At 67.6% G+C, this 14,053-nt stretch carries 17 protein-coding genes; 8 read left to right on the top strand and 9 right to left on the bottom strand.

Annotation, left to right across the window (positions count from 1 at the left end):
• The first annotated feature begins 23 nt into the window (after window positions 1–23).
• Together IEV96_RS10750 and IEV96_RS10745 are read left to right on the top strand one after the other, a co-directional pair.
• Complete coding sequence (locus tag IEV96_RS10750) at window positions 24–1,424, top strand: TrkH family potassium uptake protein (RefSeq protein ID WP_188510594.1); 1,401 nt, start codon at window positions 24–26, stop codon at window positions 1,422–1,424.
• On the top strand, window positions 1,417–2,109 hold the full coding sequence (locus tag IEV96_RS10745; RefSeq protein WP_229733238.1) for a potassium channel family protein: 693 nt from the start codon (window positions 1,417–1,419) through the stop codon (window positions 2,107–2,109). Before IEV96_RS10750 ends, IEV96_RS10745 begins: the two co-directional genes overlap by 8 nt.
• Here the strand turns inward: IEV96_RS10745 and IEV96_RS10740 are convergent.
• The gene (locus tag IEV96_RS10740; RefSeq protein ID WP_188510593.1) at window positions 2,093–3,001 is read right to left on the bottom strand and encodes an arginase family protein; all 909 of its coding nucleotides are present in this window, start codon (window positions 2,999–3,001) and stop codon (window positions 2,093–2,095) included. The two genes, IEV96_RS10745 and IEV96_RS10740, sit on opposite strands and share 17 nt — an antisense overlap.
• A gap of 104 nt (window positions 3,002–3,105) precedes the next feature.
• On the opposite strand from IEV96_RS10740, the gene IEV96_RS10735 reads away from it, so the two are divergent.
• Both IEV96_RS10735 and panD read left to right on the top strand, forming a co-directional pair.
• Window positions 3,106–3,435, top strand: coding sequence for a DUF7882 family protein (locus tag IEV96_RS10735; RefSeq protein ID WP_188510592.1), 330 nt, complete (start codon window positions 3,106–3,108; stop codon window positions 3,433–3,435).
• Between the two features lie 42 nt (window positions 3,436–3,477).
• On the top strand, window positions 3,478–3,885 hold the full coding sequence (gene panD / locus IEV96_RS10730) for an aspartate 1-decarboxylase (protein ID WP_188510591.1): 408 nt from the start codon (window positions 3,478–3,480) through the stop codon (window positions 3,883–3,885).
• A 3-nt stretch (window positions 3,886–3,888) separates the two neighbouring features.
• On the opposite strand, the gene ectB is transcribed toward panD, so the two are convergent.
• Window positions 3,889–5,151: a diaminobutyrate--2-oxoglutarate transaminase gene (ectB, locus tag IEV96_RS10725; protein WP_188510590.1), complete on the bottom strand. Its 1,263-nt coding sequence runs from the start codon at window positions 5,149–5,151 to the stop codon at window positions 3,889–3,891.
• A 143-nt stretch (window positions 5,152–5,294) separates the two neighbouring features.
• Between ectB and lepB the strand changes: the two genes are divergently transcribed.
• Window positions 5,295–5,999 carry a signal peptidase I gene (gene lepB / locus IEV96_RS10720; RefSeq protein ID WP_188510589.1) on the top strand — a complete coding sequence of 235 codons (705 nt, stop codon included), beginning with the start codon at window positions 5,295–5,297 and terminating at the stop codon, window positions 5,997–5,999.
• Here the strand turns inward: lepB and IEV96_RS10715 are convergent.
• Window positions 5,996–6,277, bottom strand: coding sequence for a hypothetical protein (locus IEV96_RS10715; protein ID WP_188510588.1), 282 nt, complete (start codon window positions 6,275–6,277; stop codon window positions 5,996–5,998). The two genes, lepB and IEV96_RS10715, sit on opposite strands and share 4 nt — an antisense overlap.
• A gap of 141 nt (window positions 6,278–6,418) precedes the next feature.
• Between IEV96_RS10715 and IEV96_RS10710 the strand changes: the two genes are divergently transcribed.
• Complete coding sequence (locus IEV96_RS10710; protein ID WP_188510587.1) at window positions 6,419–6,847, top strand: VOC family protein; 429 nt, start codon at window positions 6,419–6,421, stop codon at window positions 6,845–6,847.
• On the opposite strand, the gene IEV96_RS10705 is transcribed toward IEV96_RS10710, so the two are convergent.
• Window positions 6,844–7,146: a putative quinol monooxygenase gene (locus IEV96_RS10705; protein ID WP_188510586.1), complete on the bottom strand. Its 303-nt coding sequence runs from the start codon at window positions 7,144–7,146 to the stop codon at window positions 6,844–6,846. The genes IEV96_RS10710 and IEV96_RS10705 overlap by 4 nt on opposite strands.
• A gap of 138 nt (window positions 7,147–7,284) precedes the next feature.
• On the opposite strand from IEV96_RS10705, the gene IEV96_RS10700 reads away from it, so the two are divergent.
• Complete coding sequence (locus IEV96_RS10700; RefSeq protein WP_229733236.1) at window positions 7,285–8,790, top strand: CoA-acylating methylmalonate-semialdehyde dehydrogenase; 1,506 nt, start codon at window positions 7,285–7,287, stop codon at window positions 8,788–8,790.
• Window positions 8,791–8,944: 154 nt separating this feature from the next.
• Here IEV96_RS10700 and IEV96_RS10695 read toward each other — a convergent pair whose 3' ends face one another.
• The 5 genes from IEV96_RS10695 to upp all read right to left on the bottom strand — a co-directional run bounded on the left by IEV96_RS10695 (window position 8,945) and on the right by upp (window position 13,500).
• Window positions 8,945–9,688 (bottom strand): winged helix-turn-helix domain-containing protein, encoded by a 744-nt coding sequence (locus IEV96_RS10695; RefSeq protein ID WP_188510585.1) that lies wholly within the window; start codon window positions 9,686–9,688, stop codon window positions 8,945–8,947.
• Window positions 9,689–9,959: 271 nt separating this feature from the next.
• Window positions 9,960–10,811 (bottom strand): ABC transporter permease, encoded by an 852-nt coding sequence (locus IEV96_RS10690; protein ID WP_188510584.1) that lies wholly within the window; start codon window positions 10,809–10,811, stop codon window positions 9,960–9,962.
• Complete coding sequence (locus IEV96_RS10685) at window positions 10,798–11,739, bottom strand: ABC transporter ATP-binding protein (RefSeq protein ID WP_229733234.1); 942 nt, start codon at window positions 11,737–11,739, stop codon at window positions 10,798–10,800. Before IEV96_RS10685 ends, IEV96_RS10690 begins: the two co-directional genes overlap by 14 nt.
• A complete protein-coding gene (locus IEV96_RS16690) occupies window positions 11,736–12,788 on the bottom strand; it encodes a LolA family protein (RefSeq protein ID WP_229733232.1) in 1,053 nt (350 codons plus the stop codon). The genes IEV96_RS10685 and IEV96_RS16690 overlap by 4 nt, the downstream gene beginning before the upstream one ends.
• 76 nt (window positions 12,789–12,864) lie before the next feature.
• Window positions 12,865–13,500, bottom strand: coding sequence for a uracil phosphoribosyltransferase (upp, locus tag IEV96_RS10680; protein WP_188510582.1), 636 nt, complete (start codon window positions 13,498–13,500; stop codon window positions 12,865–12,867).
• A 60-nt stretch (window positions 13,501–13,560) separates the two neighbouring features.
• Between upp and tadA the strand changes: the two genes are divergently transcribed.
• Window positions 13,561–14,013: a tRNA adenosine(34) deaminase TadA gene (gene tadA, locus IEV96_RS10675; protein ID WP_188510581.1), complete on the top strand. Its 453-nt coding sequence runs from the start codon at window positions 13,561–13,563 to the stop codon at window positions 14,011–14,013.
• The last annotated feature ends 40 nt before the right edge of the window (window positions 14,014–14,053 follow it).

The raw sequence follows: 14,053 nt of genomic DNA, 5'->3' as shown, positions 1-14,053 counted from the left end.
CGCGCGGTTCGCGGTTCGCGCGGATGAAGGTCTCCGGCGCACATAAGGTGGTGGGCGTGTCATCCGCCAATCGAACCGAAGCCGCATCAGCGGTGCGCCGCTCCCGGCTTCGCCCCGCCAGGACCATCGTCGCGGCATTCGGGCTGGCGATCGCCTTAGGAACGGCGCTGCTCATGCTGCCGATCTCCAAGGTCGGTGAGGGCGGAGCCTCGTTCCTCGAGGCATTGTTCACCGCCACCTCCGCGGTGTGTGTGACGGGACACGTCGTGGTGGACACGGCCACCTTCTGGACGCCGTTCGGCCAGGTGGTCATTCTCGCGCTCATCCAGGTGGGCGGCTTCGGCATCATGACGTTCGCCTCGCTCGTCGGCCTCGCCGTTCTGCGCAAAATCTCGCTGCGCTCGCGGCTGACCACGGCGACCGAGGCGCACAGTTTCGGCCTCGACGACGTGTCGGGACTGCTCGGGCGGGTGGCGCGCATCACGCTCGTGATCCAGGGCGCCGTGGCGGTGCTGTTGTTCCTCCGCTTCTCGCTGGGCTACGGTGAGCCGATCGGGCGGGCCGTCTGGCTCGCGGTCTTCCACTCCGTATCGGCGTTCAACAATGCCGGATTCTCGCTGTTCAGCGATAACCTCGTGCCCTACGCCCTCGACCCGTTCATCTGCCTGCCGATCGCCGCGGCGATCATCCTCGGCGGTATCGGGTTCCCGGTCATCATGCAGCTGCGCAAGCACCTCCGTCACACGCTGAAGTGGACCATGAACACCCGGATCGTGCTCGCCGGCACGATCACGCTCCTGGTCGCCGGCACCGTGTACATCACCGCCATCGAGTGGTCGAATCCGGCCACGCTCGGAGCCATGGAGTGGCCGCAGAAGCTGCTGGCCGGCTTCTTCACCTCGGTGCAGACCCGCACCGCGGGGTTCAACAGCATCGACATCGGCGCCATGGATCCCGCCAGCTGGATCGGCATGGACGTGCTCATGCTGATCGGTGGCGGTCCCGCCGGCACCGCCGGCGGCATCAAGATCACCACCTTCGCCGTGCTGTTCTTCATTCTCGTCACCGAGCTGCGCGGCGAGGGCGCCGTGAACGTCTTCGGCAAGAGGCTTCCGCGCTCGGTGCATCGCGAGGCGATCACGGTCGTCTTGCTGGCGGTCGGCGTGGTCGTGACCGCCACGGTCACGCTGATGCTGATCACCGACGTCACGCTCGACCGCCTCCTCTTCGAGGTGGTCTCCGCGTTCGGAACAGTCGGCCTCTCCACCGGCATCACGGCAGACCTGCCGCCCGCCGGGCAGGTCATCCTCATCCTGCTCATGTTCATCGGCCGGCTCGGACCGATCACCTTCGCCTCGGGGTTGGCCCTCGCCGATCGCCGCATCACCTACGAGCTCCCCAAGGAAAGGCCGATCATTGGTTAAGTTTTCGCTCCGTCCGCCGTCGACCCGCATCGCAGAAGCGGACTCGGTGGCGGTCATCGGGCTCGGCCGATTCGGCAGCGCCCTCGCGCTCGAGTTGATGGCCAAGGGCACCGAGGTTCTCGGCATCGACGGCTCGGAAGACATCGTGCAGGCCCACAACGGCCTGCTCACCCACGTCGTGCGGGCCGACTCCACGAAGGAGGAGACCCTCCGCCAGCTCGCCGTGCACGAGTTCGACCGGGTGGTGGTCGCCATCGGCGGCGACATCCAGGCCAGCATCCTCACCGCCTCCATCCTGCTCAAGATGAAGATCCCCACCATCTGGGCGAAGGCGGTCAGCGATCCGCACGGCGAGATCCTCGGGCAGCTCGGAGTGCACCACATCGTGTACCCCGAGAAGGACATGGGGCAGCGGGTCGCCCACCTCGTTCGCGGTGCCATGCAGGACTACGTGGAGGTCGGCGACGACTTCGCGTTGGTAAAGACGACCCCGCCGAAGGCCATCGTCGGAATCCCCCTCGGGCAGTCGCGAGTGCGTGCGACCTACGGGGTCACCGTGACCGCCTTCTACCGCGAGGGCAAGGGCTGGGACTACACGACGCTCGAGACGGTGATCGAGGCGGGCGACCTCATCCTCATCGCCGGGCAGAACAACAAGGTCGAGTCGTTCAGCCAGCTTCGGTGAGCTGACGCGCGGCAATAGCCGAGGCGAGCACCGCGACGAGTCGCGGTAGCGCCGTGTCATCCGAAACCGCGTGCGCCGGATCGAGCTGACCGATCGACAGGGCCACGCAGTCGGGGTGCCGCAGCAGCTCCGACAGCGCGGGCTCGAGCTGGGCCAGCGTCGGCCCGCTGTTTCGTCCGTTGACGTTCTCGGCGAGCGGGGCGTCGAGAAAATCGAGCACGTCGACGTCGAGGTGCACCACGAACGGACCGGTCGGGAGCGCCTTCCACGCAGCCAGTGCCGCCCGCCGGGGATGGTCGGTGAGCTCGGCCTGCGGAACGACGGTGATGCCGAGGTCTCTCACCCGGTCGCGCTCCCACTCGGTCGCCGCGTCGACTCCGAGGTAGACCAGTCGGGAGGGCTCGAGAATCGCGGTGTCCTGGGTGGCTTCGACCAGCTCGCTCGCGGCGCCGTCGAGGCCGAGCGCGTGGGCCATCCCCATCCAGCTGAGCGACCCCTCGGTCGTCGAGCTGGGCGTGTTCAGATCGAGGTGCCGGTCGATGTAGACGATGCTCGGGCTGCCTCCCCGCCGCGCGACGGCCGCGCAGACGCCGAACGCGACCGTGCAGCTTCCGCCCAGTACGAGCAGGAGTTCGCCTTCGGCGAGAAGAATGGATGCCACGTCGGCGAGTTCCCGCATCGACGCCACCTCTTCACCGAGATTCTGCACGTGCGGGTGTTCGCGGTCGGGCTTCCACCTGCGCGTGGTGAGGTCGCCCGCGTCCATGACCTCGGCGCCGCCGGCAACCAGCACATCGCCGAGCCCGGCTCGTCGCAGGGCGGCCGGCGCCTTTTCGACGCCGACGCAGTACGCGCCGGCACTGCTCGGCACTCCCAGAACGTTCACTCTCACGATCGGCTCCTTCTCGACGCTCCGACCGTACCCCGATAGTCTGAAATGGCATCGCCGCCCAGACCCGCGGCGAATTCCAATCCGCCACTCGGCGAAGGAGCACCATGGGCACGCTCTATTACGGCGACGCACGATACGCGATCATCCTCGACGATCGAACGCTCGCGCACCTGAAAATCATCGTTCTCACCAAACTCCGGCGCAACGAGAGCTTCGCGTACTCGTGGCAACGCAAGAGCACCGACGGCAGCGGGCACGGCACTGTCTGGTTCCATTCCGCCCTGTCGCTCCACTTCGAGTTTCTCGGCAGCAAGGACCCGGATATCAACCTGACCTGGCTCGAAGAGATGTCCGCCTCGGCGAACCGCGCGCTCGGTCTGGTGATCCCGCCGGAGCCCCCGCCTCGCGACCCCGACGAGCTCTGGCCGCACTGACGGTGTTCAGCGGGGGCGACCGCCGACGACTAGCGTTGACGGGTGCTCCTTACGATGTTCATTTCCAAGATCCACCGCGCCCGCGTCACCCATTCCGACCTGCACTACGTGGGCTCGCTCACCGTCGACCTCGACCTGCTCGACGCGGCTTCGATGCTGCCGGGCCAGCAGGTGAGCGTCGTCGACGTCGACAACGGTGAGCGTTTCGAGACCTACCTGATCGCCGGCGAACGCGGATCCGGCGTCATCGGCGTCAACGGAGCGGCGGCGCACAAGGCGCACATCGACGACACTGTCATCCTCATCACCTACGCGCAGATGACGCGCGACGAAGCCGTCGACTTCGCGCCCACGGTCGTGCACGTCGACGGCGACAACCGCATCGTCGAGATCGGCGACGACCCGGCCGCGCCCGTCGAAGGCACGCAGCGGCCGCCGCTCTCGGTCTGAGCGTTACGCCCTAGCGAGCACGGCTTCGACGCTCGCGGCGATGATGTCGAGCCCACGGTTCAGGGTCTCGTCGTCGATCACGAGCGCGGGCAGCAGCTTGAGGACCTCGTCTACGGGGCCTGAAACCTCGACCACGAGACCGCGCGTGAACGCCTCGGCGGCGATGGCCTGCGCCAGCTCGGGCATCGCCGTGCTGGCGAATCCGAAGATGAAGCCACGCCCGCGAACCTCGAGCTGTGCCTGCGGGTAGAGCGCCGCGATCTCGGCGAGACGCGCGTTCACGAGAGCCTCCTTGCGGTGTACCTCCCGCGTCAGCGCGTCATCCGCCCAGTATTCTTCGAGCGCGACCGTGGCGCAGACGAAGGCCATGTTGTTGCCCCGGAAGGTGCCGCTGTGCGATCCGGTCTTCAGTACGTCGAGGTCGCGCTTGAGCAGCACGAGCGACATCGGCAGTCCGTAGCCCGACAGGGACTTCGAAAGCGTCACGATGTCGGGAACGATTCCGGATGACTCGAAGCTGAAGAACTCGCCGGTGCGTCCCGACCCGACCTGGATGTCGTCGACGATCAACACGATGCCGTGGCGGGTGGTGAGTTCGCGGAGGCCCTGCAGCCACTCGGGACTCGCGACGTTGATGCCGCCCTCGGCCTGGATCGTCTCGACGATGACCGCGGCGGGCTTGTCGAGTCCGCTGCTCGGGTCGTTCAGCATCTGTTCGAGGTAGGCGAGCGTGTCGAGCCCGGGCAGGTAGCCGTCGAACGGCACGAAGACCGCGTTGTCGAGGGTGTACCCGGCCGCCTGCCGGAAGTGCTGGTTGGCGGTAACGGCGAGCGACGAGCCGCTCACGCCGTGGAAAGCGCGGGTGAATGCGACGACGGTCGAACGGCCGGTGGAGAGGCGCGCGATCTTCAGCGCGGCCTCCACGGCGTTGGTGCCGGTCGGTCCGGTGAAGTGCAGTTTGTAGTCGAGGCCGCGCGGCTCGAGGATGATGCTCTGGAACGCCTCGAGGAAGCCCTTCTTCGCGACCGTCGCCATGTCGAGGGAGTGCGAGATCGAGTCGCTCTCGATGTACTCGAGCAGCCGCTTCTTCATGCTCGGGTTGTTGTGCCCGTAGTTGAGCGCGCCCGCACCGGCGAAGAAGTCGATGTACTCGGTGCCCTGCTGGTCGGTCATGATCGAGCCGACGGCACGTTCGAAGACGACGGGGAACGACCTGATGTAACCCCGTACGTCAGACTCGATGTCTGAGAAAATATCGAGGTTCATGTCATTCGTCATCCTTTATGGTAACCACGGTCGCGTCACGCCGCCGTCACTCGCCCAGTCGGCTCCCCTATGCTGAGCCTTCTCGGTTGGGTAAGCGGAGCACGCCGCCGAAACAGGTATTCCAGCGAACGAAACGGGCGGGCATGGATGTGACAGAGCAGGCGCCCGCGCGTTCGCGGCGCGGAGGGGCCCGCCTCTTCCGCGACATCCTGATCATTCTCGCCGTGGCACTCCTGGCGTCCTTCCTCATCAAGACCTTTCTCGTGCGATCGTTTTTCATCCCGTCCGGGTCGATGGAGAACACGCTGATGGTCGACGACCGCATCCTCGTGAACCAGCTGGCGCCCGACCTTGTGCCGCTCGCCAATGGCGACGTCGTCGTCTTCGAGGACCCGGGCGGCTGGTTGCCGACGGCCGAGGTCGAGACGAATCCGCTCGAGACGGTGCTCTCGGCGGTCGGCCTCGCGGCGTCGGACCCCAACAACCACCTGATCAAACGCGTGATCGGCCTGCCGGGAGACGTGGTGGCCTGCTGCGACCCGTTCGGCCACCTCACGGTCAACGGCGTACCGCTCGAGGAGCCGTACATCGCCCTGCCGACCGAGAATAGTGCGTCGGCACCCGCGACGTTCGAGGTCACCGTGCCCGACGGCATGATCTGGGTGATGGGCGACAACCGCTACAACTCGAAAGACTCGGTGTTCCACCGCGACGAGCCCGCGGGCGGATTCGTGCCCGTCGCTGACGTCGTGGGAACCGCGTTCGTGATCACCTGGCCGACGAACCGCTGGTCGTTCCTCGGCAACTACCCCTTCGTGTTCCGCGAAGCGGTCGGAAACGCCGACTAGCCGTCGAAGTGCGAACCGACCGCGAACGGCGGCTCTTCGGCGATTGGGGCCGCCTGGTCGGACGGGGCGCTGTCGGTGGCCGATTCGAACTCCGAGATGCGCACGGGCAGGTGGGGTGTGACGAGGGCCGAGACGGCGATGTGGCCGGCGGTGTGAAAGTGCACAAAACCGGCCCCGGATGCCGCGGCCGCGACGATATCGCTGCGGAGCGCATCGAGGTCTTCTGCCGGGTCGACGATGAACATCCTGCCGCCGATGCGGATTTTTGCGACCTTCATGCGGCCCCCTTCGCTGGTGTTCGACCGTACGCCTCTCCGCGCGTCGGCAACAGGGGTGGTGTGTCAAGCCGCCCGTCGGGTGTCGGTGGCCGGCCATACCGTTGACACACGGTACGACCTACGACGGCGAAGGGAATCACCATGTTGCGCGGGCTCACGACAGTTGCCTACCAGTCGAGCGATCTCGAGGCGGCGAAGAAGTGGTACACCGAGGTGCTGGGCATCGAGCCCTATTTCACCCGCACCGAATACATCGAGTTCCGCATCGGCGACTACGAGCACGAGTTCGGGATCCTCGACAGCAGATACCTGCCCGACCTGAGCGCCGAGCCGGGCGACGGCGGTCAGTCGTCTGGCGCTCCCGGCGGCGCGATCGTCTACTGGCACGTCGACGATGCGCGGGCGGCCTACGACCGGCTCATCGAACTCGGCGCCACGCCGCACCAGCCGCCGCGCGACTTCGGCGAGAACTTCGTCGGTGCCGCGGTGATCGACCCGTTCGGCAACGTGCTCGGCATCATGACCAACCCGCACTACCTCGAGGTGCTCGAGAAACGCGGCCGAAGCTAGCCGGCGGTGGGCGCGACGGGCTCGAAACGGGTGAGGGTCGGCGGGCCTGCCAGAATGCCGCCGAGCGCGCTCGCACCCTCAGGGGTGGCACGCGAAGCACGGTAGGCGTCGTCGTGTCCGATCGACTGCCAGGTCTCGACGACCATGAAGTGGGCGGAGTCGTCGGTGTCGACGAGAACTTCCACGCCCAGGTTGCCCTCGAACGCGCGGGTCGCGGTGAGGACCTCGGCAATGACCGTCGGCGCATCGGCGACGGACTCGGCGGCGACGTGCAGGTCGAGCAGGGATGTGACGGCCATGGTTCTCCTTCGTGGGGGGGTGTGCGCTCAACTCTGCCACCGGGGGCGCTCGCGTGCGCGGTGCGCGCAACCTGTCACTGCGTCGCTCCACCTCATAAGGTGGGTGTCATCCCGTTGCGACGACAATCGAGGAATGACATGAGCGAACCGAGCACGCTGCCGATCGTGCAGCACTACATCGATGGACAGACCGTCGTGAGCGCGAGCGGGCGCACCGCCCCCGTCTTCGATCCGGCGCTGGGCGAACAGACGAAGCGGGTGGCGCTGGCAAACGGCGCCGAGATCGACGCCGCGGTCGCCGCCGCGAAGACGGCGTTCCCGGCCTGGCGCGACACCTCCATCACGAAGCGCCAGCAGGTGCTGTTCCGCTTCCGCGAGCTGCTCAATGAGCGCAAGGGCGAACTCGCCGAGATCCTCACCGCCGAGCACGGCAAGGTGCTCTCCGACGCGCTCGGCGAGATCACCCGCGGCCTCGAGGTCGTCGAGCTCGCCACCGGCTTCCCGCACCTGATCAAGGGCGAGTACTCCGAGCAGGTCTCCACCGGCGTCGACGTCTACTCGACCAAGCAGCCGCTCGGCGTAGTCGGCATCATCAGCCCGTTCAACTTCCCGGCCATGGTGCCGATGTGGTTCTTCCCGATTGCCATCGCGGTGGGCAACACGGTCGTGCTGAAGCCGAGCGAGAAGGACCCGTCGGCCGCCAACTGGCTCGCCGAGCTGTTCACCGAGGCCGGGTTGCCGTCCGGCGTCTTCAACGTGCTGCACGGCGACAAGGAGGCCGTCGACGGCCTCCTCGAGCACCCCGACGTGCGCTCAATCTCGTTCGTCGGATCCACCCCGATCGCCAAGTACATCTACGAGACCGCCTCCCGCAACGGCAAACGGGTGCAGGCACTCGGTGGCGCCAAGAACCACATGCTGGTGCTGCCCGACGCCGACCTCGACCTCGTCGCCGACTCCGCGATCAACGCGGGATTCGGCTCGGCCGGCGAACGCTGCATGGCCATCTCGGTGGTCGTGGCGGTGGAGCCCGTCGCCGACGAGCTGGTCGAAAAAATCAGGCAGCGGATGTCGCAGCTCACCGTCGGCGACGGTCGCCGCTCGTGCGACATGGGCCCGCTCATCACCGAGGCGCACCGCGACAAGGTGGCGGGCTACATCGACCTGGCCATTACCGACGGGGCGGACGTCGTGGTCGACGGCCGCGGAATAGACGTCGACGGTGCATCCGAAGGCTTCTGGCTCGGCCCGACCCTCATCGACAAGGTGCCGCTCGACTCCCGCGTCTACACAGAGGAGATCTTCGGCCCCGTGCTGTCGGTCGTCCGTGTGCACAGCTACGAAGACGGCGTCGCGCTCATCAACAACGGAGCCTTCGGCAACGGAACGGCGATCTTCACGAACGACGGCGGGGCGGCGAGGCGATTCCAGAACGAGATCGAGGTGGGCATGATCGGCATCAACGTGCCGATCCCGGTGCCCGTGGCGTACTACTCGTTCGGCGGGTTCAAGGACTCGATCTTCGGCGACTCGAAGGCGTACGGGCTGCAGGGCTTCCACTTCTTCACGAGGGAGAAGGCGATCACCGCCCGGTGGCTCGACCCGAGCCACGGCGGCATCAACCTGGGGTTCCCGCAGAACTGAACCGTACCCGGGCGCTCACGTCGATCGAGCCCGCCCGCCGCGCGGTAGTGCAGTTGTGGTGGGTGCGGGCGCATCCGCACTATGCGCAACTGCACTATCGCCGGTTGAGTAGGTCGTTCTACGGCCACAGGCGGCCTACTCGACCGGCTGTCGCTCAGATGAAGTCGGGGCTCGGCGTGGTCGCCTGGCGGATCGACACGTCGGCGTGACGGTCGAAGCGGTAGCCGACGCCGCGCACGGTGCGCACGATGTCTTCGTAGGCGCCGAGCTTCGAGCGCAGGCGGCGCACGTGCACATCGATGGTGCGCTCGTTCGGGATCTCGTCGTCGTTCGCGTTCCACAGTGACGAGATGAGCTCGGCGCGGTCGATCGTGCGTCCCTCGCGCAGCACGAGGTACTGCAGCAGCTCGAACTCCTTGTAGGTCAGCGGGGCCGTCTCGCCGTCGAGCTGCAGGCGCTTGCGGGAGATGTCGATCACGACTCCGCCGCGCGGCTTCGCCTCGACCGCGGGGGTCTGGCGCTGGCGGGCTAGGGCGGCCGGATCCTGCAGGGCGAGGCGCACCACGTCGACGTCGCGGCCGCCCGCACCCTGGGGGGCGAGGGCGACGGCCGCGTGGGTCTCGGCGGTGGGTACCAGCTCGGAGACGAGGCTCTTCAGCTGGGCCACGATCTGGCCGAGGTCGGTGCCGGCGAGTTCGGCCTTCAGTTCGTCGAGGCCGACGTAGAGGACGAAGCCGCGAGCCTCGGTGCCGGCGGGAACGGCGCGCAGTCGGGGCTGGGCCGCATCCTCACGGATGTCTGCTGCCGGGGCTTCGGGCTGGCGGTTCGTCGCGACGAGCGAACGAACGGAAGGAGCCGAAAAAGAGGTGGTCGGACGGTCAATAGTTGCCAGAGACATGAGTCGGAAGATCCTTGAAAGGGGTGAAGGGCCTCTAATGATGAGGGTGTGATTCCTTCTGGGTATTTCTTGGTAGTGCTGAGGTGCAGGATGGCCCCGTAATGAAAGGAGACAACCGGGAGTTCAGGCGCTCAAGGATGAAGAGCTGAACTCGGCGAGGTGTTGGCCGTTAGGCGCACATTCGACAACACATCGCGCTCGACGGCATGAGGCCGGTCGTCTGCGCGTGGAAAGTCATAGGGGCAACTATGTTTCATGGTTACGCGGTGTGTCAAGTCAGAATGTCTTTGGTGGCGAATCGTCCGTAGGCCAGGGCGCCGAAAACGGCGATGTAGCCGAGCTGTAGCAGGGCGTTCTCGCCGAACACCGTGAAGTCGATCGGGGTGCGCAGCAGGTCGGCGAAGCCGAGCCAGTGGTGGCTGAACAGCCAGGGGTGGATTGCGCTGAGCTGCGGCAATACGTCGAGGATCTGGCTCACCGCCGACAACACGATCGTCGCGGCCATCGCGCCGACGGGCACCGTGGTGAGCGTCGAGATGAACATCCCGATCGCGCTCAGCCCGAGCATGGAGATGCTCACGTAGGCGGCGAAGAGGGCGGCGCGCAGCGCGTAGCCGCCGACACCGACCGTGTCGCCCGAGATCAGCGTGACCGGACCGATGGGGAACAGGACGGCGCCGATGGTGGCTCCCACGAGCACAACGACGAGTGTCGCCACGACGCAGAAGACGGCGGCGCCCGCGAACTTCACCAGCAGTAGCCGAACGCGTCCGGAGGGCGCGACCAAGAGGTAGCGCAGCGTGCCGAGGTTTGCCTCGCCCGCGATGGTGTCGCCGGCGACGACACCCACGGTGAGCGGCAGGAAGAGCGGAACCGACACGATGAGGGCGGTCAGCCCGACGAACAGGCCGTTCTGGGTGATGTTCGATAGGAACGCGGGTCCGTCGCCCGGGGTGTCGGGGGAGTCGGAGAGCCGCACCGCCACCGCGATGAGCACGGGAACGGCCGCCAGGGCCGCGAGCATCGCCCAAGTGCGGCGACGGCGGAACAGTACCCGGAGTTCGGAGCCGAGCAGCGCCAGCCCGAGCGAGGACGCCGTCTCGCGGGTCTCACTCTGCGACATCAAAGCCCTCCCCGGTGAGGGCGACGAAGCGGTCCTCGAGCGAGGCGCCTTCCACGGTCAGGCCGCGCACGCGCACATTGGCACGCACGAGGGCCGCTGTCACGGCCTCGGCGGGGACACCGCGGGGAAGTTCGGCGCTCAGGTGGTCGTCGCGGTCGGAATCGGGGGAGAGCCCGAGCACAGCGAACACACGCCGGGCCTCGGCGACGTCGGGCGTGTTTACCGCGACCCGCTCGGAACCCTGTGCCCGGAGTTCGTCGAGCGAGCCCTGCGCGACGAGGCGGCCGGTGCTCATCACGGCGACGTGGCTGCAGACCTGCTCCACCTCGGCGAGGAGGTGGCTGGAGAGGAAGATCGTGGTGCCGTCGGAGGCGAGCGAGCGGATGAGCGAGCGCACCTCGCGGGTGCCCTGCGGGTCGAGGCCGTTCGTGGGCTCGTCCAGCACCAGCAGGTCGCGCGGGGTGAGCAGGGCGTTCGCCAGACCGAGGCGCTGCTTCATGCCGAGCGAGTAGGCGTGAGCCGCCTTGCCCGCGGCGTGGCTCAGACCAACGCGGTCGAGAGCAGCTTCGACCCGGGCGGACCGGGTGGACGACGGCGCATGGCGGTTGGCCGTGTCGAACCGCCGCAGATTCTCGCGGCCGGAGAGGAACGGGTAGAAGGCCGGCCCCTCGACGAGGGCGCCCACCCGCGGGAGGACGTGAGCCGCGGCATCCGGAATCGAGCGTCCGAGAACGGCGATCTCCCCGGCGGTCGCCGCCGAGAGACCGAGCAGCATGCGGATCGTGGTTGTTTTTCCCGACCCGTTGGGCCCGAGGAAGCCGAACACCGACCCGCGCGGAACAGCGAGGGCGAGGTTGGAGACGGCGGCCTGGTGGCCGAACTTCTTGCTTAGGGAGTGCGTCTCGATCGCGAGTTCGGCGGAACTCACTGCGCGGCGACGGCCTGGAGCAGTTGCGGGGTGACGGCGCCGACGAGTACCCGGCCGTCGTCGGCGAGCAGCACCGAGACGAGGCTCGTGGTGAGCAGGCGTCCGCCGTTGACCTCGGTCGTCAGCTGTTCCAGGCCGGCGCCGGACAGGTCGGCGGGCAGTGCGCCGGCGGGCAACACGGCCACGGCGTCCCATCCGTCGCCGACGATCGTCGGGCGCGGGTGGTCGGTGGCCGCGGCATCCGGAAGTGTGGCACCGAGGGTGTCGCCGTCGAGGGTTTCCTCTTCGACCGTCACGTCGCTCGGCGGCGCGAACTCGAAGACGCTCGCGTCGGGGGCGTCGAAGTCGATCTTGCTGAAGCGCACTGAGAAAGCGGGGGACTTCTGGCCCTCGGCGGTCACGCTCACCGCGAGGGGGAGGCCGGTCTCCGCGTCGACGCTGAGCACCACGGAGCCGACGAGAGTGTCGGCGTCGTCGGGGGTGAGCCGCAGTTCGTAGGCGGCGCGGCCGGCGACTCGAGCGGTGTCGACGACCTCGATCTCGGTCGATGTGCCGACCGCGGCGAGCAGCTTCTCGGCGGCCTCCGACGGGGTGAGCGTCGGGCCGGCGGGGAGGTCGGCCGGCGCGCTCGCCGTGACGTGGGTGGCCTCTTTCGCGTCGGAGTCGTAGAGCCAGACGCTGTCGCCGTTGCGGATCGCGTCTCGCTCGGCGAAGCCCTCGAGCAGCTGGACGCGCTGAGTGGAGGGCCCGCCGACGAAGACGTTCGCCGTGTGCGAGCCGGACAGGAGTTCGAGGGCGGATGATCCGGAGTCGCCGCCGCCCGCGGGGGAGAGAGCGGAGACGTCGGGCAGGCCGAGCGCCGAGGTCTGCTCGATCGTTCCGGAGAACGGGGTGCCACGGCTTTCAGCGACGAGTTCGAGCAGCTGCTGCGCGCTCTTCTCGGGAAGTGAGGGTGCGGCGTTCGCCACGGCGGGAACGGCGACGGCGGCGGTGATGATGACCGCGGGCACGACCGCGGCGGGGATCCAGCGCTGGATGTTTTTCTTCACGGCGAGCGACCTTTCTTGGCACGTCACCCGTGAATTTACGCCCCGAAACTCACAATGCGCTGGGGGTTTCGCTCTCTCAGACGAGGCCGTACAAGCGGTCGCCGGCGTCGCCGAGACCGGGCACGATGTAGCCGAGTTCGTTGAGGCGCTCGTCGAGGGCGCCGAGCACGATGGTGACGTCGCCGCGACCCTCCATGGCCTTCTCGACGGCCGCGAGTCCCTCGGGTGCCGCGATCAGGCAGACGGCCGTCACGTCCTTGGCGCCGCGGGCAAGCAGGAAATCGATCGCCGCGATGAGCGAGCCGCCGGTCGCCAGCATCGGGTCGAGCACGAAGCACTGGCGGTTCGAGAGGTCGTCCGGCAGGCGCTCGGCGTAGGTTTCGGGCTGCAGGGTCTCTTCGTTGCGGACCATGCCGAGGAAGCCGACCTCGGCCGTCGGCACGAGCTTGACCATGCCCTCGAGCATGCCGAGACCCGCGCGCAGGATCGGCACGACGAGCGGTCGGGGGGTGCTGATCGCGAGACCCTGGGTTTCGGCGACCGGGGTCTGGATCGTGACGACCTCGGTGCGCACGTTGCGCGTCGCCTCGTAGGCGAGCAGCGTCATGAGTTCTTCGGCGAGCGCACGGAACGTGGGCGACGGCGTGGTCTTGTCGCGCAGCACGGTCAGCTTGTGCGTGATGAGCGGGTGGTCGGCTACGTGAACTCGCATGTGCCCAATCTACTTCAGTGCGGTGCCCTGCTTCGGTGCACCGGGCCTAGGCTCGCTGCTATGGCTCAGTACGACGACTGGATGCACGACGCGATCGCGGATGCGCGACTCGCTTTCGATACGGGGGATGTTCCGGTCGCGGCATTCGTTCTCGACGCCGACGGAAAGCGCATCGGATCGGGCCGCAACGAGCGCGAGCTGCACAAGGACCCGACGGCGCACGCCGAGGTGCTGGCGATCCGCGAAGCGGCCGCCGCGCTCGACGACTGGCACCTGCTCGGCACGACCCTCGTGGTGACGCTCGAGCCGTGCATCATGTGCGCCGGCGCGATCCTGAACTCGCGCATTCCGCGCGTCGTGTTCGGCGCATGGGACGAGAAGGCCGGCGCGGTCGGCAGCGTCTACGACCTGCTGCGCGACCGGCGCCTCAACCACCGGGTCGAGGTCGTCGCGGGCGTGCAGGCCGAGGCGTGCGCCGACCTGCTGCTCGAGTTCTTCGCTGCGAAACGGTGACCGAAGGACAGGCTCAGGGACCGAAGGACAGGCTCAGGGA

The organism is Conyzicola nivalis, from assembly GCF_014639655.1.
GTDB lineage: Bacteria > Actinomycetota > Actinomycetes > Actinomycetales > Microbacteriaceae > Conyzicola > Conyzicola nivalis.
Note: the sequence above shows the minus strand (reverse complement) of the source record. Positions and strands in the feature narration are given on the sequence as shown.